General features: G+C 64.0%; 20 protein-coding genes and 1 pseudogene. 12 read left to right on the forward strand and 9 right to left on the reverse strand.

Translation table 11 applies throughout. From position 1 onward, the window contains the following. Positions 1-92 precede the first annotated feature (92 nt). The 6 genes from LT988_RS16700 to LT988_RS16725 all read left to right on the forward strand — a co-directional run bounded on the left by LT988_RS16700 (position 93) and on the right by LT988_RS16725 (position 5,637). The gene (locus LT988_RS16700) at positions 93-1,811 is read left to right on the forward strand and encodes a potassium channel family protein (protein ID WP_232406662.1); all 1,719 of its coding nucleotides are present in this window, start codon (positions 93-95) and stop codon (positions 1,809-1,811) included. A 108-nt stretch (positions 1,812-1,919) separates the two neighbouring features. Next, positions 1,920-2,471 (forward strand): hemerythrin domain-containing protein, encoded by a 552-nt coding sequence (locus LT988_RS16705; protein ID WP_232406663.1) that lies wholly within the window; start codon positions 1,920-1,922, stop codon positions 2,469-2,471. Positions 2,472-2,479: 8 nt separating this feature from the next. Next, entirely contained in the window at positions 2,480-2,902 is a 423-nt protein-coding gene (locus LT988_RS16710; protein ID WP_232406664.1) for a hypothetical protein, read from the forward strand. Continuing rightward, positions 2,880-3,980, forward strand: coding sequence for a ferrochelatase (gene hemH / locus LT988_RS16715; RefSeq protein WP_232406665.1), 1,101 nt, complete (start codon positions 2,880-2,882; stop codon positions 3,978-3,980). Before LT988_RS16710 ends, hemH begins: the two co-directional genes overlap by 23 nt. A gap of 35 nt (positions 3,981-4,015) precedes the next feature. Beyond that, on the forward strand, positions 4,016-4,480 hold the full coding sequence (locus tag LT988_RS16720) for a gamma-butyrobetaine hydroxylase-like domain-containing protein (protein ID WP_232406666.1): 465 nt from the start codon (positions 4,016-4,018) through the stop codon (positions 4,478-4,480). Further along, complete coding sequence (locus LT988_RS16725; protein WP_232406667.1) at positions 4,477-5,637, forward strand: PQQ-dependent sugar dehydrogenase; 1,161 nt, start codon at positions 4,477-4,479, stop codon at positions 5,635-5,637. Before LT988_RS16720 ends, LT988_RS16725 begins: the two co-directional genes overlap by 4 nt. 221 nt (positions 5,638-5,858) lie before the next feature. Here the strand turns inward: LT988_RS16725 and LT988_RS16730 are convergent, their stop codons facing one another. The 4 genes and pseudogenes from LT988_RS16730 to LT988_RS16745 form a co-directional block, all read right to left on the reverse strand. Beyond that, on the reverse strand, positions 5,859-7,082 hold the full coding sequence (locus LT988_RS16730; protein ID WP_232410606.1) for an argininosuccinate synthase: 1,224 nt from the start codon (positions 7,080-7,082) through the stop codon (positions 5,859-5,861). 285 nt (positions 7,083-7,367) lie between these two features. After that, positions 7,368-7,937: pseudogene (locus LT988_RS16735) on the reverse strand (ERCC4 domain-containing protein); the annotation flags it as partial. Positions 7,938-8,015: 78 nt separating this feature from the next. Continuing rightward, positions 8,016-8,462 carry a hypothetical protein gene (locus LT988_RS16740; RefSeq protein ID WP_232406668.1) on the reverse strand — a complete coding sequence of 149 codons (447 nt, stop codon included), beginning with the start codon at positions 8,460-8,462 and terminating at the stop codon, positions 8,016-8,018. Between the two features lie 199 nt (positions 8,463-8,661). Continuing rightward, entirely contained in the window at positions 8,662-9,099 is a 438-nt protein-coding gene (locus tag LT988_RS16745) for a CoA-binding protein (protein ID WP_232406669.1), read from the reverse strand. A gap of 305 nt (positions 9,100-9,404) precedes the next feature. Here LT988_RS16745 and LT988_RS16750 point away from each other — a divergent pair, with 305 nt between their 5' ends. Next, the gene (locus LT988_RS16750) at positions 9,405-10,340 is read left to right on the forward strand and encodes a Gfo/Idh/MocA family protein (protein ID WP_232406670.1); all 936 of its coding nucleotides are present in this window, start codon (positions 9,405-9,407) and stop codon (positions 10,338-10,340) included. Then, positions 10,337-11,200 (forward strand): glycosyltransferase family A protein, encoded by an 864-nt coding sequence (locus LT988_RS16755; RefSeq protein WP_232406671.1) that lies wholly within the window; start codon positions 10,337-10,339, stop codon positions 11,198-11,200. The genes LT988_RS16750 and LT988_RS16755 overlap by 4 nt, the downstream gene beginning before the upstream one ends. Here LT988_RS16755 and LT988_RS16760 read toward each other — a convergent pair. Then, positions 11,178-11,720 carry a dTDP-4-dehydrorhamnose 3,5-epimerase family protein gene (locus tag LT988_RS16760; protein ID WP_232406672.1) on the reverse strand — a complete coding sequence of 181 codons (543 nt, stop codon included), beginning with the start codon at positions 11,718-11,720 and terminating at the stop codon, positions 11,178-11,180. The genes LT988_RS16755 and LT988_RS16760 overlap by 23 nt on opposite strands. Positions 11,721-11,988: 268 nt before the next feature. Between LT988_RS16760 and LT988_RS16765 the strand changes: the two genes are divergently transcribed. From LT988_RS16765 to LT988_RS16775, 3 genes are all read left to right on the forward strand, one after another. Then, positions 11,989-12,378: a hypothetical protein gene (locus tag LT988_RS16765; protein ID WP_232406673.1), complete on the forward strand. Its 390-nt coding sequence runs from the start codon at positions 11,989-11,991 to the stop codon at positions 12,376-12,378. Then, the gene (locus LT988_RS16770; protein ID WP_232406674.1) at positions 12,378-13,421 is read left to right on the forward strand and encodes a D-2-hydroxyacid dehydrogenase; all 1,044 of its coding nucleotides are present in this window, start codon (positions 12,378-12,380) and stop codon (positions 13,419-13,421) included. The genes LT988_RS16765 and LT988_RS16770 overlap by 1 nt, the downstream gene beginning before the upstream one ends. Before the next feature lie 187 nt (positions 13,422-13,608). Beyond that, complete coding sequence (locus LT988_RS16775; protein ID WP_232406675.1) at positions 13,609-13,785, forward strand: hypothetical protein; 177 nt, start codon at positions 13,609-13,611, stop codon at positions 13,783-13,785. Positions 13,786-13,834: 49 nt separating this feature from the next. On the opposite strand, the gene LT988_RS16780 is transcribed toward LT988_RS16775, so the two are convergent. The 4 genes from LT988_RS16780 to nhaR form a co-directional block, all read right to left on the reverse strand. Beyond that, entirely contained in the window at positions 13,835-17,056 is a 3,222-nt protein-coding gene (locus tag LT988_RS16780; protein WP_232406676.1) for a glycoside hydrolase family 15 protein, read from the reverse strand. After that, a complete protein-coding gene (locus tag LT988_RS16785; RefSeq protein WP_232406677.1) occupies positions 17,014-17,514 on the reverse strand; it encodes a cation:proton antiporter domain-containing protein in 501 nt (166 codons plus the stop codon). The genes LT988_RS16780 and LT988_RS16785 overlap by 43 nt, the downstream gene beginning before the upstream one ends. 297 nt (positions 17,515-17,811) lie before the next feature. Continuing rightward, on the reverse strand, positions 17,812-18,123 hold the full coding sequence (locus tag LT988_RS16790) for an HvfA family oxazolone/thioamide-modified RiPP metallophore (protein WP_232406678.1): 312 nt from the start codon (positions 18,121-18,123) through the stop codon (positions 17,812-17,814). Between the two features lie 147 nt (positions 18,124-18,270). After that, positions 18,271-19,179 carry a transcriptional activator NhaR gene (gene nhaR, locus LT988_RS16795; protein ID WP_232406679.1) on the reverse strand — a complete coding sequence of 303 codons (909 nt, stop codon included), beginning with the start codon at positions 19,177-19,179 and terminating at the stop codon, positions 18,271-18,273. A 522-nt stretch (positions 19,180-19,701) separates the two neighbouring features. Between nhaR and LT988_RS16800 the strand changes: the two genes are divergently transcribed. Beyond that, complete coding sequence (locus LT988_RS16800; RefSeq protein ID WP_232406680.1) at positions 19,702-20,349, forward strand: CDGSH iron-sulfur domain-containing protein; 648 nt, start codon at positions 19,702-19,704, stop codon at positions 20,347-20,349. Positions 20,350-20,415 lie beyond the last annotated feature (66 nt).

A 20,415-nucleotide genomic window follows, 5' to 3' on the forward strand; every position in this document is an offset into this window, starting at 1 on the left:
ATCTTAAGCCGCGCCGGCTCCAGCGGACGTCAAGTCTGCCGGGGCCGATCCCATCCAAAAACATCGCATACCGCGCCGGGCGCGGTTTAATTATGGACAACGTCGTCTATCTCATCATGCGGCGGATGCGCGCACCGCTGTTGGTTCTGATCGGGACCTATGCCGTTGCGATGGCGGGCATGGCGCTGATTCCGGGGCAGGACGCGGCCGGCAATCCCGCGCCGATGAGCGTCTTCCACGCCTTTTACTTCGTCAGCTACATGTCGACCACCATCGGTTTCGGCGAGCTGCCGAATGCCTTCACGGATGCACAGCGGATTTGGGTCGCCTTCAGTGTGTTCGCGACGGTGGCGGTCTGGCTCTACGCGATCGGGACCCTGATCACGCTGCTGCAGGACACGACCTTTCAGCGGGCCATCACGGAGGCGCGTTTTCGTCGGCGCGTCCGGGCACTGCGCGAGCCCTTCTACCTCGTCTGCGGCTATGGGCAAACCGGCACGGCATTGGTGCGGAGTCTGACCGACCGACACCAACGCGTGGTGGCGATCGACGTCGATCCGGAGCGGGTGAATCTGCTTAAGCTCGATAACTTGCGCGAATATGTTCCCTCCTTGTGCGCCGATGCCCGGCAGCCGTCCAGCCTCGAGGGCGCAGGTCTGCGACATCCGCTCTGCAAAGGGGTCGTGGCGCTGACCAACGTCAACGAGGCCAATCTCAAGATCGCCATCGCGGCGAAGCTCCTTCATCCGGAGATCACCGTGATCTGCCGGGCCGATTCGCATGAGGTCGAGGCCAACATGGCCTCGTTCGGAACCGATCACATCTACGACCCGTTCGATACCTTTGCGCTCGACATGGCTGTCGCCATTCAGGCGCCTTGTCTCGCCCTGTTGAGCAAATGGCTGGCCGGCTACGAGGATCAAGCGCTCGATGCGCCCATCTTTCCGCCGGCAGAAGGGCGCTGGGTACTCTGCGGTTTCGGCCGCTTCGGCAAAGCGATGTACCGGCACCTGAGCGAACAGGGCCTGGACCTTACCGTGATCGAGGCGCTTCCGCACAAAACCGGCATCCCGAAGGAAGGCGTCGTGCACGGGCGCGGCACCGAGGCCGTAACGCTCGAACAAGCGGGGATCGGCGAGGCAGTCGGCCTCGTGGCCGGCACCGACAGCGACGCGGACAACCTCTCGATCATTATGACTGCCCTCGCGCTGAACCGGTCCCTGTTCGTCGTGGCGCGACAGAATCAACGCCACAACAAGATCCTGTTCGAGCGCGTCGGGGCGCAGGTCGTGATGATGCCCAGCAGCATCATCGCCGACCGCATCCGGGTGCGCCTGGGCACGCCCTTGCTGGCGGAGCTCACGGTGCTGGCTCGCCATCGCAAGGACGATTGGGCCTGCGAGCTGGTCAGTCGGGTTGTCGCACTGGTCGACGATCACGCGCCGCATGTCTGGGAGATCAAGATCGACGAGATCGATGCACCTGCCCTTTGCGCCATGGATCGACGGGGCATCCCCGTCACCGTCGAACAGCTCGCGCGCGATCCACGCGACCGCGAGCGGACGCTGCCGCTGATCGTCTTGTTGCGAATGGACGACGACGAGCGCGAGCTGCTCCCCGCGCCGGACGTGCCGGTGCGCAGGGGTGATCGTCTGTTGTTGTGCGGACGCGCCGATGCAAACCGCAGCCTGGCGTGGACGCTGCGAAACCTCAATGTGCTCGATTATGTCCTGACCGGGAACGCCGCTCCGGGCGGGCTGGTCTGGCGTTGGCTGGCACGGCGTCGCGCGCGCACCGCCTCCGGCACCTGATCCGCCTGCGGAGCGCCCCGATGCGGCGCTTCGGCGCGATGCTCGTTACGGGGACAAGGATGATGGCATACTGCGGCCACGTCGACCGCTGTCACGAGGAAAAGGCCTATGTACCCGGTAATGACTCGACTCGCCGAGGACCACGTCCGTCTCGCAAGGCTGCTCGATCTGTTCGAAGATCTCCTGAACCGCTTTCACGATGGCGCGGAGCCCGACTACGAGCTGATGGCGGAGATGCTCGAGTACATGGACAACTACTCCGACATCGTCCATCACCCGACCGAGGACCTCATCTTCGAGCGTGTTTTGGAGAAAGGTACCGAGCGACGCGATGTCTTCGAGGTTCTGATGCGGCAGCACAATGCGCTCGGGCAGCTGAGCAAGCGCTTTCGCCAATCGCTCGACGGTATCCTCCACGAGGAGGTCTTGTTGCGCGAAGACGTCGAGGCGCACGGGCGCGAGCTGATCGGGACACTGCGTGCACACAAGCGGCTCGAGGACGAGGAGGCATTTCCGATCGCGCTCGAACGCCTGTCCGAGGAGGATTGGGCACAGATCGAGGCGCAGGCACCCACTCAAGACGATCCTTTGTTCGGGACCCTGGATCCGTTGCGTTATCAAGCACTCTACGCGCGCCTTTCGGCCGAATCCAAGGGCTGAGCTGCGCGGTGGTTGAAGACGTTCGAGCGGTCTGTCCCGGTCTGCGGCGCGGCAACACGTCTCCGGGCGTGGTCGCGGCGGTGCGCCGCCTGGAGTCCGTTGCGATCGGCATCGATGCGGTCAACGGGCGCGAGGACGTTGATCGGCGCCTGTTCGACGCTTTCCCCATCTGGCTTTCGCTCGATCTCCCGGACCTCCCCCATCTCTCCTGCGCGACCCGCCGCGGGCTCGAGCGCGCGGCGTTCGAGCATGCGCGCCTTGTCGATGCCATCCGGCGCCTATACCCCCGCTTTTTCGACAGAGACATCTTCAGCCGGACTCGGGTCGAGCCCGGGCTCGGACGCGATCGCGCCCGAGATCCGTTCGCGCGACCCATCCCCGGATCCACTCCAAAGCCGAGACGGAGTCATGACGTTCGTAAGTACCCCTGATTTTCGCCACGATACCCCGGAATGCCTTGGGGTCCTGCTCGTCAACCTCGGCACCCCGGATGCGCCGACCGTGCCGGCCGTGCGCCGCTATCTGGCCGAGTTTTTGGCCGACCCGCGGGTCGTAGAGCTGCCGCGCGCGCTGTGGCTCCCGATCCTGCACGCCGTCATCCTGCGCCTGCGTCCGGCCCGCTCCGCAAAGGCCTACCGGGCGGTGTGGGAGGAGGATGGCTCGCCGCTTCTGAGTATCGCCCGGCGGCAGGCCGCCGCCGTTCAGACCCGTTTGAGCGAGCGGTTCGTCGGACCGGTCAAGGTCGCCTTGGGCATGCGCTACGGTAATCCGTCCATCCCTGCAGCGCTGGCCGAGCTGCGCCAAGCCAACGCGCGCCGAATCTTGGTCTTTCCGCTCTACCCGCAGTATTCCGGGTCCACCACCGCCTCCGTGTTCGACGCCGTCACGCGCGAGCTGCAGCGTTGGCGCTGGCTACCCGAGCTGCGTTTCATCAACCATTACTACGACGAGCCGGCCTATATCGACGCGGTGGCCGAGAGCATCCGCACCCACTGGGCCGAGCGGGGTGAACCCGAGCGCCTGCTGTTTTCTTTCCATGGGATTCCCAAGGATTATTTCGAGAACGGCGACCCCTATTTTTGCCATTGCCAAAAGACGGCGCGTCTGGTCACCGATCGTCTCGGTCTGCCGTCGGATCGCTGGGCACTCACCTTCCAGTCGCGTGTCGGTTTCAAAGAGTGGCTCAAGCCTTACACAGACGAGACTCTGAAGGCATGGGGCGCCGAAGGTGTGCATTCGGTCCAGGTCTTGTCGCCCGGTTTCTCGGCCGACTGCCTGGAAACCATCGAGGAGATCGATGAAGAGAACCGCGGTTACTTCCTCGGTGCGGGCGGCGAGACGTTCAGCTACATCCATTGTTTGAACGACGCCACCGCGCACATCGAGATGTTGGCCGGTCTCGTGGAACGACACGCGTCCGGCTGGCCGGAGGTCACCCGGGTCGCGGCCGACGACGCGGCGCTGGCCGCGCGACACGGCCGCGCCGCCGCCCTCGGCGCCGCGGCTTGATGCCCTGAACGATCGCCAGTTTCGAGGAGTGGACCATGGACCAACGCGCCCGACCGACCGAAATCAACCTGCATCAAAAGTCACGCATCCTCGAGGTCGCCTTCGACGACGGGGCACGCTTCAGACTGCCGTGCGAGTACCTGAGGGTCTATTCGCCGTCCGCCGAGGTCCGGGGGCACTCGCCGAGCACCGCGAAGCTCCAGGTCAAGAAGGAAGAGGTCAATATCACCGACCTGCAGCAAGTCGGTAGCTATGCGGTGAAGATCTTCTTTGACGACGGCCACAAATCCGGGCTCTATGACTGGGAGTACCTCTACAAACTCGGGCGGGCCTGGCAGCCGTTTTGGTTCGACTATCTGGAGAAGATCGGCGCGGCGGGGTACAAGCGTACGGCACCGGATCCCTTCGAGGCCATGAAGGCGCGCGGGGAGGCGCCGTCCGAGCTGCCTGACCGCTCCACGGCGAGCCCGACCGAGACCGCGGAGGAGGCGACACCGTGATCCGCCCAATCCTTCTTGCGGTCCTCGGATCGATCTGGCTTCCGCTTGCCCACTGCGCACCGGTCGAAGGCCCTGTGAAACCTACCGGGGATGTGCCCGAGGCGAAGGGGTGGGGCAGCGAGGTGATCGTGGATGGGCTCGAGCATCCCTGGTCCATCGCCTGGCTCCCGGACGGGTCGGCCCTGATCACCGAGCGACCGGGGCGTCTGCGGATCCTGCGCGACGGCGTCTTGGTGCGCAAACCCGTCCCTGGACTACCTTCGGTGTTGTCCCACGGCCAAGGCGGGCTGTTGGATGTCGCCCCGCATCCGGATTTCGAGCGCAACCGGTTGGTCTACTTCACCTTCGCGACCGGAACCCCGAACGCCAATCGAACCGCGCTCGCACGTGGACGGCTCGAAGCGGATCGGCTTCGGGATGTCGAGGTCATCTTCGAGAATGCCGACGTGAAGAGCGGCGGGCAACACTTCGGCTCGCGCCTGCTTTGGCTGCCGGACAAGAGCCTGCTGATGAGTATCGGCGACGGCGGCAATCCGCCCGTCTCCTTTGCGGGCGGCAACATCCGCGACCAAGCCCAGCGTCTGGAGACGCACTTCGGCAAGATCCTGAGATTGACCGAAAACGGACGCCCTCATCCCGATAACCCCTTCGTCGATCGAAAGGGCGCGAGTCCCGAGATCTACAGCTACGGTCACCGCAACATCCAAGGCCTCGCCCTGGATCCAGCAAGCGGGCGCGTCTGGGCCGCCGAGCACGGCGCCCGAGGCGGAGACGAACTCAATCTGATCGAGCCAGGCAAGAACTACGGATGGCCCGAGGTCACCTACAGCATGGAATACCGGGGGGGGCGCGTTTCAGAGGAGACCAGTCGCCCCGAGATGGTCGACCCGCTGATCAACTGGACACCCTCCAAGGCGCCGAGCGGCCTCGCCTTCTACACGGGCGATCGCTACCCCGGCTGGCAAGGCAACCTCTTCAGCGGCGCCTTGGTCTTCGGCGAAGTTCGGCGCATCCACTTGGACGGCGCGCGAGTCTCCGATGAGGAGAAGCTCACCATCGGCAATCGCGTGAGAGACGTCCGGCAAGGGCCGGACGGTTATCTCTATGTGCTGATCGACTCGGGTGAAGGGTCTTTGCTGCGCATCGAGCCCCGCTGAAGCGCGCTAAAGCGCGTCCCGAGTGCCTCCGCCATGTCGGATGGATACGCGATTCGCGGTGCATCGACGCAAGGCATCATCGGACGCGCTTTAGGATTCAAAAACACCTCTCCCGAAACGCTTTTTGATCCTAAACCGCGTCGCGCCAACGCAATGGATGGCGAGGAGGTTGGAATCGTCTCCGGCCAAGCAGATCGCCTCGGACGCGGTTTAGCAGCGGTCTAGCGGCGGTTTTTGCGCCCCGCCACCCGCAACCGCAACGCATTCAACCGAATGAACCCCGTGGCATCCTTCTGATCGTAGGCCCCGGCATCCTCCTCGAAGGTCGCGATCGAGGCGTCGAAGAGGCTGTTGGTCTCGGACTTGCGCCCGACCACCATGACGTTGCCCTTGTAGAGCCGCAGGCGCACAACGCCGTTCACCACCTCCTGGGTCGCGTCGATCGCGGCCTGAAGCATCAGCCGCTCGGGCGCGAACCAATAGCCGTTGTAGACGAGGCTCGCATACCGCGGCATCAACTCGTCCTTCAGGTGCGCGGCCTCGCGGTCGAGCGTCAAGGATTCCATGGCGCGATGGGCCTTGAGCAGGATGGTGCCGCCGGGGGTCTCGTAGCAGCCGCGCGACTTCATGCCGACATAGCGGTTCTCGACGATGTCGCTGCGCCCGATGCCGTTGGCACCGCCGATGCGGTTGAGTTCCGCGAGGACCTCGGCCGGTGACATGCGTTGTCCGTCGATCCCGACACAGTCGCCGCGCTCGAACATCAGCTCGATCAGGGTTGCACGGTCCGGTGCATCCTCGGGCGCAACACTCCAGCGCCACATGTCCGCACCCGGCTCGACCCAGGGATCCTCCAGGTCGTAGCCTTCATAGGAGATATGCAGCAGGTTGGCGTCCATCGAGTAGGGCGACTTGGTGCCGTCGCGCTTCATCTCGACCGCGATCCCGCGGCTCGCCGCATAGTCCATGAGCTTCTCGCGCGAGAGCAGATCCCACTCGCGCCAGGGCGCGATGATCTTGATGTCCGGGTTCAGCGCATAGGCGGTCAGCTCGAAGCGGACCTGGTCGTTGCCCTTGCCGGTCGCGCCGTGCGAGATGGCGTCGGCGCCGGTCTCGGCGGCGATCTCGATCAGACGCTTGCCGATCAAGGGCCGCGCGATCGAGGTGCCGAGCAGATACTCGCCCTCATAGATGGCGTTGGCGCGGAACATGGGGAAGACGAAATCGCGCACGAACTCCTCGCGCAGATCGTCGATATAGATCTCCTTCACCCCCGCCGCGGTGGCTTTGGCGCGCGCCGGCTCCAACTCCTCGCCCTGCCCGATGTCGGCGGTGAAGGTCACGACCTCGCAGCCGTGCTCCTCCTGCAACCACTTGAGAATCACCGAGGTATCCAGACCACCGGAGTAGGCCAGCACCACCTTCTTGATTGCGCCTTGCGCCATCGTTTTGCTCCAACTCGGAAAAGTCGGTGAGTATATACCGAGCGCACGTGGCTTTTTCGGAAAGCAGGTTACCTCTCGCGCGCGCCGGGACAAAGCCAGTCGACGGGGCGTAGTGGCCCTTCGGGCCGGAGGCGCGCGCCGGTCCCGGCTCATGCGGGGCGTACAATGCGGCGAAAAATCCGTGTGTGCTCGGTATATGCCGGCGGGGCTCTCCCGCACCACCCAACGGATCGTCTCGGCGACTGCATCGCCGATGCCGGGCACCGCGGTCAAGGCATCGGTATCCGCCGCGATCACGGCCTCGATACTGCCGAAATGCTCGATCAGTCGTTTCGCCCGTTCAGGCCCGATCCTCGGCAGTCCTTGCAGAATATGGCTTTGGAGACGCGCTTTCCCGCGTGGTCGTTTGCCGTGACGCGGGATGGCGCCCCGGGCGAATGCCCGTTGCTGGCGCGCGGCGAAGAGCATCAACCGCGCCGATTCCTCCGGATCCCGAGCGCGTAGAAGCGGCAGACCGAAGAACAAGGTCAGGGTCACGAGTGCACCCTGGATCGCCTCGCGCCGCATGTGGCTCTTGGTCAGGTCTCGTGTGGTGCCTTCGAGGATCAGCGCACCGCGCGGCCCGGCAGTCGCCAGACGTTCGGCCTGCGCGAAAAGACGCCCGTCCTTGATCGAGGCCACCAAATCAATCAGTGTCTTGCGCTCGAAGAGCAGGCTGTCGTCGATCAGGTAGTCGCCGACCGGGAGGCGCTCGATCCGAATTCGGAATTCCGGGTGACGACGCAAGGCCGCGAGGACCGGGCTCGATGTCTCGCGATCGTCCACATGTATCGAGAACGCCTGACTCGGATCCATCGCGTCGTGCCTCCATTCAGGGATCCCCTCGCCGAGGCGCGATGTCGAATCGCCGCCTCGTTCAGGTCCGAGCTCCTCCTATCCGAACAATCGGTTCCACCAGTGCCGCCGGTTCTTCGGCGGGGGACGTGTGCTCGGTAGATCAACCGGTGGAATCAGGCTCATCACCCAGCCGGGCAGCGGAGGGGCGTTGCTGAAACCGCACACCACACCTAAGTTGTTCGGGTCATAGATTTTGACGAAGGTCGGTGCCTGTAAATCGTCGGCATAGACGATGCCGCAATAATCCTCGCGATGCTCGGCGCGCAGCAGTCTGTCGATCTCCGCCACGAAGGTCCTGACGCCGGTCGCATCGGTCGCGGCTGCCGGCGGTGGCTCGCCGACCGCGTAGATAAACCAACCCGCATCCGCGCGCGCGTCGATCCGCGCCCAGAGAGCGTCGAGCTGATGCCAGCGCAGTGCGGAGGTGAAGCTGCCGCGAAAGGCACGCAGGTAAGGGTCCTCGGGGGTGTCAGGTCGGCTCATGTTCGTCTCGGGTCGTGATCGGTATGCTCAGGGTTCGCGCCGTCGCGGAATGCGGGCCTGGAACCCTTTCCCGCGACGCCACGACATGCGGTCCCGAAGTTCACGGATCGAGGCTCCGGTAGTTGGTCGGCCGAGGCGCCCGCGTCCCGGGCACTGCGAGCGGGACGGGCCACCTTCGGGCCGAATCGACGGGCGCGCGTCAGTACTTCCCGGTCAGCTTCATGACGAGCTTGTGGATGCCGTGAACGGACGGTCCGGGATTGAGATACATGACGGCGCAGGTGCCGGTGCGCAGATTGATGCCCTTCTCCGCGGCGATTGCGACTGCCTCCGGTGTGTCGTGGGCCATGTGGATCCAGACATGCCCGATCCCGGCATCCGCGGCCGCGGAAACCCAGCCTGCGGTCTCGGCCTTCGGAACCTCGATGATGAGTCCATCGACGGCTTGGGGTAAAGATGCAAGCGTCGGATATGCGGGATCACGGTCGACGAGCATGGTGCTGGGGTCGATCGGATAGACGGTCTTGCCCATCGCCTTCAGTCGCCGATAACTGAGGATCGGAAAGGGCTTGGTTACGGTGTGTCCGACGATGCCGAAGCGGCCGAGGTTAAAGAAGTCTTCGTAGTTCGAGGCCATGAGGGCGTGGTTCCGGTTGAATGGGTGGTTGAGGCATGCGTACCGACGGGGCCGGAACAAAGCGCGAGCCTGTTGCGGATGGATTGTTCTCGGTAGTTTGCGGGGTACCCGATACTACTCGGTCGGAGTGAGGCTGTAACGGGCGGCGTGCGAATCCCCGCGGCGGCGTGGAGGGCGGCGCGATACCCTTGTCTCGGTCACGCGCCTCGATGTGGCCGCGGATTGCGTTATGCTCTCGCATCCGCGACGCCATCGCGGTGCAGCGTGGGATCCGGGGATTATTGCTGAGGGGATCGGTAGTGCCGATGAAAAACGATACGATGCGTCTCGGCCTGATCGGATACGGCATCTGGGGCGAGGCGATTCTGCAAACACTCCTTGCGCTTGGGGTGCAACCCGACATAGTGGAAACATCGGAGTCGCGCCGCAAAGCGGCAATCGCGGCGGGCGCACGCAGCGTTTCGGCCGAGATCGCCGCTTTGCCGGCAGTCGACGGTATCATCGTTGCTACTCCGGCGACGAATCATTGTCGGCTCGTTCTTCAGCTCCTCGACCAATTCTCCTGTCCGCTGTTCGTCGAGAAGCCCCTTACGGCGGATGCAGAGGAGGCTCGCCTGATCGTTCGCCAAGGCGGTACGCGCGTCTTCGTGATGCATATTTGGCGCTATCATCCGGGCATCCGGGCGCTCGCCGAGATTGCACGAAGCGGCGAGCTTGGCTCGGTTGCAGGTGTGCGGACGGTAAGAACCAATTGGACGAGTCCTCGCACGGATGTCGATAGCCTCTGGAATCTCGCGCCTCACGATATCAGCATCGCCCTTGCCGTCTTGGGGTTCATTCCTGCTCCCAGGTTCGTGCTCGCCGAACGGCAAGGCTCGCGCATCTGCGGCCTCGTCGGGGTATGCGGCGAGTCGCCCTGGCTGGCCCTGGAGGTGTCCAACCGCTATCGCGATAAGCGTCGCGAAGTCCGTTTGCATTGCGAAGGTGGTGTCGCCGTAATGACGGATCCGGACGCGGGATTCATCGAGATCACGCGCGAGGGCGACACGCGGATCCCATTTGATTCGAGGACCGAGCGACGCCCTGTCTCGCGTGAGTCCGCGTTGAGTCTTGAGCTGGGCTGTTTCATCGATTATTTGGGCGGCGGCCCGGTGCCGCCGACCGATGCCGCCGAGGGTCTCGCCGTTGTCGAGACACTGATGTGCCTTCAGCAGATGGCCAACAGCGGAGGCGCTTCATGAGCTGCCGGGCGACCGTCATCGTACCGACCAGTATCGATCGAGGTCCATTGCTTCGATACTCGGTCGGCAGCGTCTTGCGTCAGACGGTTACGGACCTCGAGGTCTTTATCGTCTGTGACGGTGCCGAAGACGACACGCGTGCGGCGTCCGAAGCGCTCGCGCATCAGGACTCGAGGGTTCGCGTCTTCGATTTCCCCAAGGGCACCCGGCGCGGCGAGACCAACCGTCATAAGATCCTGACCAATCACGCCGACGGGGAGATCGTCTGCTATCTCTGCGACCGGGACCTCATGCTCCCGCATCATGTCGATCAGATGCACCGAGCACTGACGCGCCATGACTTCGCCAACTGCGGATATCTCGATGTCAAGGAAGACGGTCGGGTTGTCCCCGAGTTCAAGCTCGACAGCGGAAACTCGGCGCAGCGTGCGCGACTCGTTCGCAATGGCCGTATGGGTGTCATGTTGTCGACGATGGCGCATCGTCTGGATTTTTATCGAAAACTCCCGTTCGGGTGGCGAACGACGCCGGACGACTGGTTTACCGATCATTACATGCAGCATCAGATGCTGTCGCAGCCGGGTTGCAGAGGTGTCGGTCTCGCAACGCCCTCGATCGTCTACTTCAAGCGCGGCCATCATCCCGGATGGCCGACGCAGCAGCGTGCCGAAGAACTGAAGGTCTGGTCGGCCCTAATCAACGATCCCCCGGCGCTCGCCGAGAAGCTTTATGGCGCGCTCGGCGAGGTGCTCACGGATCGGCTCACGCTGCAGGAGCGTCTCAAGCGCGCGCTGCTCGTCGGCGGGCATCCTCCCGCCATTGCGTTCCGCCGCTGGCTTAGGCGTCGATTGCGTCGGTGAGTCTGGCGCGGAGGTCCTGAAGGGTCGGGAAATTTGCAGCCGAATTGCTTAGAATCGCATGCGTCTGCGGCCATGGAATCTCCAATTCCGGGTCGGCCCAGTGGCACCCCCAATTGTCGTCGTCGCCATAGTCGCAGTAGGCTTCGGAGACGGCTTGGATATGCAACGAGCGCTCGGGGAAGTACCAGCCGTGCAGGATCCCACGCGGGAATGTCAGCGCGGCAGGGTCCTCGCCGTGCAACTCGTAGAGGGACCATTTATCGCGGGTCGGGGATGTACCTCGAAGATCACGAAGACCAAGTAAGACCTTTCCTTCCAGACAGCAGAAATACTCGTCGTGACGGAGGTGTAAATGCATCCCGCGCAGCACTTCTGCCTCGGAGCGCACGAAGCTCCATTGCACGGGGGAGATGCAGCTCCCCCAGTGTTCTTGGAAGATCTCCGCAAATGATCCTCTTCGATCCTTCTGGGCTGCGATTCGGTGCAGCTCAGCGCCCTCAAGCGGATGTCCGGCAATCAATCTCGATCTCGATAAGGGTTTTGTCATGCGTCGTTGACTCTCTTTTTTATCGTACAAAAGGAATGTAAAGCATATGAAGCATAGGGGTTCGATCACCACGGCATCCGACGACGCCCTTTTCGCTTCCGCACTTCGAGTGGCCCGGCGAATACTTGCGCGTCTCAAGGAAAAGACGAGGCGTCAGGCATGCGCGATGTTGCGTCGTGCGGATTCGGCCGTCCTCGACGGTTTGGCGTCCGCGGCACCTAAGCGGGTTGGGGTTTCTGATTTGCGCACCTACCCAATGGGCCCGAGGGTCGAGCTTACCGTCTACTGGCTCGATCGACCAGGCGTGCTCGGGCCATCGGCATCCGTGTATTGGAAAAACCAAGAACTCTTGCGGTTGGATCTGCACGAGGCCAGTCCGCATGTCCACTACGGAATGGCTCAGTCGAGGCTTTGGCATGCGGGTGGGGAGCGTATTTACCTCCCGGAGACACCGATCGAGACGCGCGCCGGCTTCGCCGCCTATCAGATCAACCGGAACCTCGCCTGGTGCTTTGCCAACCATCCCGACCCTCAAGTCAGCGTAGATCTGCCCGATCACGCTGTCCTTCAAGAGGCGGCCGCATGGCTGAACGAGTGCATCCTTGAGCTTGACCGATCCAATAGACGCTGATGGAGATTCGCCATGCCCTCGTGACCGTCCGTTGGCCGGAGTCCTTACGCCTTGAGCTGGTCCAGCGACTCGGGGCAGCGCAGGTTACGCTCGCCGATCCGGGCAGCACGGCGGCGCGGGAGGCACTCCGAGAGGCGGACGTCGCGATCCTGAACGGCAACCCGGACCGTCACGTTTTGGAGGCACCCTGTTTGCGTTGGCTCCACTGCGACCATGCCGGCATCGACGGCTTTGCACCGCCCGAATTGCTCGACGGCCGATTCATCGTCACGACCTCGGCCGGTCGCTCGGCCTCGGCGGTCGCGGAGCACGCGCTCTATTTCATGCTCGCACTCTCGCACGAGGCGCCCCGCCTGTGGCGAGCGCAACGTCGCCGTGTGTGGGGATTGCCGGGACTCGAGAATCGACGGAGCCTCGAGGGGCGCACCCTCGTGATCGTCGGTTGCGGGCATACGGGGAGCCAACTGGCACGCTATTGCCGGGTCATGGGGATGACGGTAATTGGCTATCGTCGTCGTGTCGCGCCCGTTCCAGACGGTTTTGATGAAGTCTACGCCGCGGATGCGGGTGACCGATTGAGCCCCCAATTAGAGCGTGCGCAAGTCCTTGTGCTGGCGGCATCCCTCAACGACGTAAGCCGGGGGTTGGTCGGCTCGGCGGAATTGGACGCCTTGCCTCGGGGTGCATACCTGATCAATGTCGCGCGCGGTGCTTTGGTCGACGAGCGGGCGTTGCTGGCCGCACTCAAGCGCGGACACCTCGGCGGAGCAGGACTCGATGTTGTGGCAATGGAGCCTTTGCCGCCTACGAGCCCGCTCTGGACCGCCCCTCGGACACTCATCACGCCGCATGCGACGCCCCGAGTCGCCGACCGTGACCAGGCGTCGTTCGAGATCATCGGCGCTTTGATCGCCCGCTATCTTCGCGGAGAGACGCTCTCAGGCGCGCTCGATTCGCGCGACGTCTATACCTCCGTGCGTAAGCCAAGCCCGCTGCAGCGGCGCCTTACACGCTTATGGGCTCGCTTTGGATCGCCGCCATGAGCGGTCGTCTTGCTTGGGAGCTCTGTTGGGTTCGTACTGCTTCAAATGGACACGGCTCGGCGTATCCAGCCGGCAGATGGCGTGTGGTTAACGGAGATCATCGGCCTGCACGCTCTGGAAAGGTCAGCAAGACCTCAGTGCTCCTCTAGGGACCGGTGCGACGCGCATCTCGTCGACGTGCTGCTTGATGCTGTCGATCCAGTTACCGACCGGAACCGCACCGGGGCGCGCCGAAGTGGCGTTGCAAGCCCTTACCACCGCGATGATGTTGCCGCGAACTGAACAGGAATCCCATCAGATGAAACGGTTCAAGAACATCCTATTCGTCGTGGATCCGAGGCACCCCATCGCGGACATCGCTTAAGGTCATCTCACGCATCGCGAAGGTCCAGATGTCCCGACGCCGCCTCTGCTCATCCGCGCTCTTCGCCGGCGGCAAGCCGATCGCTCTCGCTCAGCAGAAACACCAGCGCATCCATGACATGGTTGGCCACGGCGGACGGCGGGTCGAGATAGAGCGCGTTCCATGCCTCGGCGCGATGCTGGTCGTAGTCCGGCGCCTGCCGCGGGTGACGTTGCTCCCAAGCGAGGCGCACGGCATGGCCGATCACGACGTCCAGATAGAGGGTGTCGTCGATGCGCAGCTCGGGATTCTTGCTCATCACAAGCATCAAGACGTGCAACGCCTCTTTGTAGAGTTGGAGGCTGTCCGGTGCCGGAGTCTTGTTGAGGATGTGGGTGACGCGGTCTTTGAAGAGCTTCTCGCCGCGTGTCATGTCGGCGCACAGCTTGTGGTCGAGCCGCAGCTTGGGGTTCCACTGATCGCCGATGACCAGGCCGAGGCTCTGATTGACGATGTCCCAAACCCCTTCGAAAAAGCCGTCGCTGAAGCGCGCGAGGTTGCCTTGCGCGGTGCGCCATTCGTGCCAGTCCCCGGCGTCTGCGAGGTCCGGGTCCATGCTGGCGTCGAAGTTCACGCGGACCATGCCGCTCGAATCCGACGACACCTGCATGAGCTCCCTCTTTTGCAGGGAGTCCGTGGCATCCTGGTAGTGCTCGAGCACGTCCCGAATCGCTTTGGCGAACCGGTGCGGCGGCAGAGCGAGCAGTTCATCCAGCGCATCGCTGATCGACAAGCGGGCCTCCGGCCGCTGCCGCACCGCGATCAATTGCAGCAGCCGTCCGGTGCGGATCAGCGTCATGTCGCTGAAGAGGTCCGAGTGCGAGCGCAGGAGCAGGCCGAGGTTGAGGATCAGCTCCTGCGTCAGGATCTGGGCGCGGAGATCATCGGGGTTGAATTGGCGGATGGCCTGCAGCAGCTCGGCCGCCCCCATGGGGCGGCGAAAGGTCGAGTGACGGCTGTAGGAGCGGGACACACTCAGCGCGATCTGGTGCACGACGATCTCGGTGGCGGCGCCCTCGAGATTGATGTCGTGCTTGCCCAGCACCGCCGCGCTGAGGCGGATCAGGTCCCAGCGGCGTGCCTCGCAGGCACGCATGTAGACCTCTTCGAACAGGTCGCTGAGACGGGCCGGTCTGTTCTCCACGTCCTGGAGTCCGGTGTCGAATGCGAGACCATGTCGGGAGGCCAATAGACGCAAGACATCGAACTGGGTGTGCAGATCCGTGCGCGTGATCAACAGCCGCATCAACGCATCGTCATCCAGGGCGTCGAGGGGCTCTGATCGGTGCACCGCCGGATCACCGTCGGTCTGGTCCCCGGCGCTTGGCAGTAGTGGGTAGCAGGGGCGGTCGTCCTGCTCGCCCGCGTCTTCGGGGAATTGGTAGCCGTGCAGGATGTCGATGCGCTCGCGCCCAGCCGTGGGCAGAAATGCCGCAACGCGGCCGAGCTGTACCGGTGTCCCGCCGACCTGGCCCTCTCGGCAGGCGTTCATAAAGTCGAGTAACGCAACGTGACCATCGTCCGTCAGCATGCGCTGGCTCACCACCAAGACGACCAACGGCCTGCCGGGCTGATCCCACTGCTTGCTGACATAGGTCAGTGCCATCTTCAGCCGCTCGACCAGCATGGCGTTGTCGAGGGCCAGGTAGAAGTCGTGGCGATTCATGAACTGCGGCTGGAACAGCATCTGCCGTCCCTCGATGGTGTAGACGGTGCTGGTTGCCAGGCCGCGCAGGTGACGCAGGGGCCGACCGGTGAGGCCGAGGCGCGGGTTGCGGCCGAGTTGGCCGTAGGCCTCGGCCAGGGCGGCCGCCTCGTGGATGACGACCGGCGAGACCTCGCGGCGGGTCTCCGCCTTGATGCCCTTGTCCTCGAGCTGGAGTTTCACGCTCGGCGACTCGGCCAGCAGTGCAAACTGCACCCGACGCCCGCGGTGCCGTCCGACCTGCAGGCGTCGGCCGAGCGGGTCGACGTCGGCGACATCGAGCAAGCCATCCTGGATCAGCGCGCCCAGGACGTAGAGGCTCTGCGCCCAGACCAGTGGCACGTTCTCGTTGGGCTCGCGCGCTTGGCTGTTGGGGGCCTGGCGTTCGGCGTCGATGCGGTCCGCGGGCACCCGAAAGAGCTCCGGCAGGAGCAGGTCGCCCTCGCGCTCAACCAACAGACCTTCCAGCTTGTCGCGGTACGCCCGGGCCGCTTGCTCATTGCCGCGGAACAGGTGATGGAGCAGCAAATAGGTGAAGAACAGCGGCCATTCGCATTCGATGTGCTCGAACTGCAACATCTCCTCGGGCTCGTAGTGCAGCCGCTCGGGGTCCTCGATCGCCGTTTGGTGGCCGTCGCGAAGAAACCGCTTACAGCCGTAGCGGCCTTCCAGCTTGCCGACGACCTCCTCGACGGTTGCGTCGACCAGCGTTGTATCCTCCACTGCAAAGGCCGGGAAACCGACGACGCTCAAGGTCGCGGCGTCGACCTCCTTCGACAGGGACTCGCTCGGCAGGCTCGATTCGAGCGTGATGCGGGCGCGTGCCACATCGTCGGGCACCACATGCACCACGGACGCCTGGCCGCCGCCCTGGTCGAACAGGTTGAAGCCGTTCAGGGCCTCCAGCGCGGCCTTGGCCATGCCGACCGAGCTGCTGTTGATCTCGGCGACGCCATGGTTGGCCTTATTGCCGCGCTCCCAAATGCCGAAGTCCGGGGTCCGGTAGGCGCGGCCGATGTAGTGCACCAGGTTCTGGACGAAATTGACCTCGTCGATGGTGAAGACGATGCGCAGGCCCGAAGCGGTCATCTGCGCCAGCATCAGCAGGAACAGGGAGGTCGCGTCGATCTGCAGGTGTCCCCATTCGTCGTCCCCGACGACGGGGTCACCGGTGCCGGTGTCGTATTTGGCATGGAGGGCGTCGAGCGGGTCGAGCGTCTGCTTGAAACGCTCGACCTTGTCGGATTGGCGCATCATCGCGATCAACAGCCCGCGCATCAGCTTGACCACGCTCTGTTCCAACAGCACGGTTCGGCCGTCGCTTTCATCGAGTCGGCGATAGGCTAGGCCCAGTCCCCAGGCGGCCAGGATGCTGTAAACGTTGTCGCGGACCCAGGCGTCGGTGTAGTCCCCATGGGCCGTAACGGCCGTACTGGCCGGCAGTAGGCCCGTGATCGGATGCTGGCGCGACAGGATGATCCGGGTCACCTGCTGGTAGTAGCGCTCCAGCTGATCGAAGGATGCCATGGGCGATGCTCGGGGGGATGTTCGCTGCATGCTGCTTGCTGACCTCTTGGAAGCTGTGTTTCGACCCCTGCAAACTGACCGGCGCGGGCAGTCGACCACCGCGGCGCGTGTGTGATTGAACCTGGCGTGCTTGATGGCACCGGGTGCTTGTGGATGCGTCCCCCCAGCGAGATCGGGGCACTCCAGGCCGACACGTCGGCGCCGGTACTGAGCGCACTCATCGCCATCACCGCCAGCACGACGGCGATATCCTGCACGATCACGACCCCGATTGCGATGCGCCCATGCAGCGCGTCGGGCTCGCCCTTGTCGGAGAGCAGCTTGACGATGATGATGGTGCTCGAGAAGGTCAGTGCGACCGCGACCTCGAGGGCTTGGACCGGTCCCTTGCCCGAGGCCATGACGATCACGGAGCCGACGACGATGGTAAAGGTCAGCGGGCCCCGTCCGGTGGCCAAGGCGCGGATCCCGTGGCCGTCCGGAACTGATTTGATTGGCCTGAAAACGTTCAGGTCGAGCTCGGTCGGGGAGCCGATCGAGTGCGAGCGTCCTTCACATCAGGAGGGGATGACGCACGGTCACCATGGGTTCGGATCGCCTTTGCCGATCCACTCGTTCGGGACGATCCCGCAGAAATCGACCTCCACTGACGCCCGCTCGGCCGAAGCGTGCGAGCGGGCGCGCCAATCGCAAGCCGGCACCATGGCAAACGCGTTGGATGGCTTATGGCCGGCCGCGAAGCTGATTCAGGTGGTTCAGGTGGCGCCGTCGGTCGCGCCGTCCATGCCCATGTCGGCGCCGCATTTGCCTTCGCCGCACTTGCCTTCGGTGCCCTTTTCGGCACCGCCTTTGCCTTCCCCGCCTTTGCCGTCCATATCCATGTCGGCGCCGCATTTGCCTTCGCCGCACTTGCCCTCGGTGTCGGCACCGGCAACCTGCAGATAGCCGGTGTCGAGCGGCTGAGCGGCGAACGGGTTGCCGGCTTGGGCAACGCCGAAGGCGCCGAGGCTGCCGACGATGGCGGCACCGACGAGGGCGGCGGCAGGCGTGATGGTTTTCTTGTGCATGGTCTCGTCCTTACGTTGATCGATGAAGGGCTGCGTCCGGGATCGGACGTCCGCAGCGATTATCGCAGCTTTGCGCTCGGATTTGATCCGTCGGAACCTCCGGGGTTCAATCCGGGCTCATCGATCTAACCGTGGCCGCGCGTTCCGTCATGCTCGCGGGACAAAAAGGTCGTGCCGGGCCGACTCCGTGATGATCGAGACCGCCGGGTGCTTGATGTGGCGCTCGGCGGAGATCGCGTAATAACGCTCCTTGATGTCGTCGACCCGGGCGAGCAGCGCGACCCCGTACTTGTCCAGTATGTCTTGCTCCACCGCGGTCGGTGTCGTGAAGATCCCGACCCCGGCCTCCCCGAAGGCCTTCATGAGCGCGCGGTCTTCGAATTCCGCGGCGATGCGCGGCTTCACGTCGTGCCGGTCGAACCAATGCTCGAGTGCACGATAGAGTGCGCTCGAGCCGGTCGGCATCAGCATCGGTGCGCCGTTGAGCGAGCGCGGAAAGTCGTCGCGATAGCGTGCCGCGAGATCCGGAACGGCAAAGAAGCTGATTCCGGATTCACCCAGGATGTGATTGTAGGCGCGGATGTTGAGCGCCGGATTCACCGGGCTGTCGGCGAGAACCAGGTCGAGCTTGTGCACCGAGAGGTCGGCCAGAAGATCGGTCAGGGTTGCCTCGTGGCAGACCAGGCGCACCGGGTCCGGGAGCGCCAGCACGGGGGCCAGCACGCGATAGGCGAGCAGCTTGGGCACGACCATGGCGATTCCGACTTTGAAGGTCACGCCGGAGGCCGGTGGACGGCCCGAAACCACGTCCTGCAGCTCGCTCGTCAGCCTGAAGATCTCGTCGGCGTAGGAGAACACGAGCTGCCCGCTTTCCGTCAGGGCGAGGTTGCGTCCGGCTTTTCCGAACAACTTGGTCCCGATCTGCTCCTCGAGCTCGCGCAGCTGCCCGCTGATGGTCTGGGGCGTGAGGTGCAGTACCTCCGAGGCGCGTGCAATGGAACCGTGGGTCGCCACGGCCCAGAAGTAGCGCAGGTGCTTCATGTTCAGGTTCGGCATCGGGAGCGGATCCGCGCGATTGATGTGGAATGCAGAGGATCCGGGCCGAGGTTTTGCCCGCGGGTGGCCTCGGCGATGGCTATCGGCAAGTAGGCTGGGGCGGCCGCGACCGGATCGGTCGGGATGATAACCCGAAAGCCGTTTTGCGGATGCAAAGCCCCGCGCAGGGCGCGCTCCAGGGGCCGTAGCGGCCGTCACCGGGCGGATGAGGTGTCAGATGTCCACGATCGTCTACCGCGTCAAACCCTTAGCATGGGGCACGAAGCGGTCAACTGCCGGATCTCGTTCAATGTTCACGTCGCCTGCGTCCAAACCGCTTGCAACGCTTCACGGCGCGGGATGTTGCCTGTTCATCCCCGGGGCCCCATCCTAATCGAACCGGGCGGACGTCGGTGATCGCGCGCGTGCGAATCGCCGGGGCCGTTGAGTTTTTCCGGTCCGAGCGTCCATCAATCCCAAGATATCGGCGGAGCGCCCCGGAACATCGCGGGCCGGGTCCCGGCCGATCCCATCGAGGTAGGCATGAGCAAGAAACAACCATTGGATTTCGCGGGGCAGGAGATCGACGTCCGGTTCGACGGCCGTCTCTGCATTCATGTCGGGGAATGTGGTCACTCCGAGGGTGACCTATTTGTGGCCGAGCGTCAGCCCTGGTGCATGCCGGATCTGGTGTCGAAGGCGGAGGTCCGCGAGATCGTCGAGCGCTGTCCGAGCGGCGCCTTGACCTACACCGACAAGGCCGGTGTTCCCGAGACGCCACCTGCGGAAAACAGCCTGACGGTCGCCTACAACGGCCCGCTCTATCTCACCGGCGACCTGGAGATCGAAGGTGCGGGAGACGACATGCCCGGCGTGCGTTTCCGCGCGGCGCTTTGCCGGTGCGGGGCTTCCAAGAACAAGCCGTTCTGCGACAACAGTCATGTCGAGGCCAAATTCGAGGACTATGGCGCTGTGGGTCAGAAGGGGCCGGGACTCACCGCGACGGGAGGCAAGCTCGGCGTGGAGATGCGGCCCGATGGCCCGCTGGTCCTGACCGGTAATCTGAGCATCCGCGCCGGCAGCGGTCGGCTTGCCTGGCAAGGCGACAAGGCGTTTCTCTGTCGCTGCGGGGCCTCGAAGAACAAGCCCTTTTGCGACGGAACACATAAGAAGGTCGGTTTCAAGGGCTGAACCGCGTCCTGAGCGACAGGCGTCGTGTGTCACGTTGCTCCGCCTCGTCGCGGCCAATGGCGATGG

The sequence above is a fragment of the Thiocapsa bogorovii genome, from assembly GCF_021228795.1.
Classification (GTDB): Bacteria; Pseudomonadota; Gammaproteobacteria; order Chromatiales; family Chromatiaceae; genus Thiocapsa; species Thiocapsa bogorovii.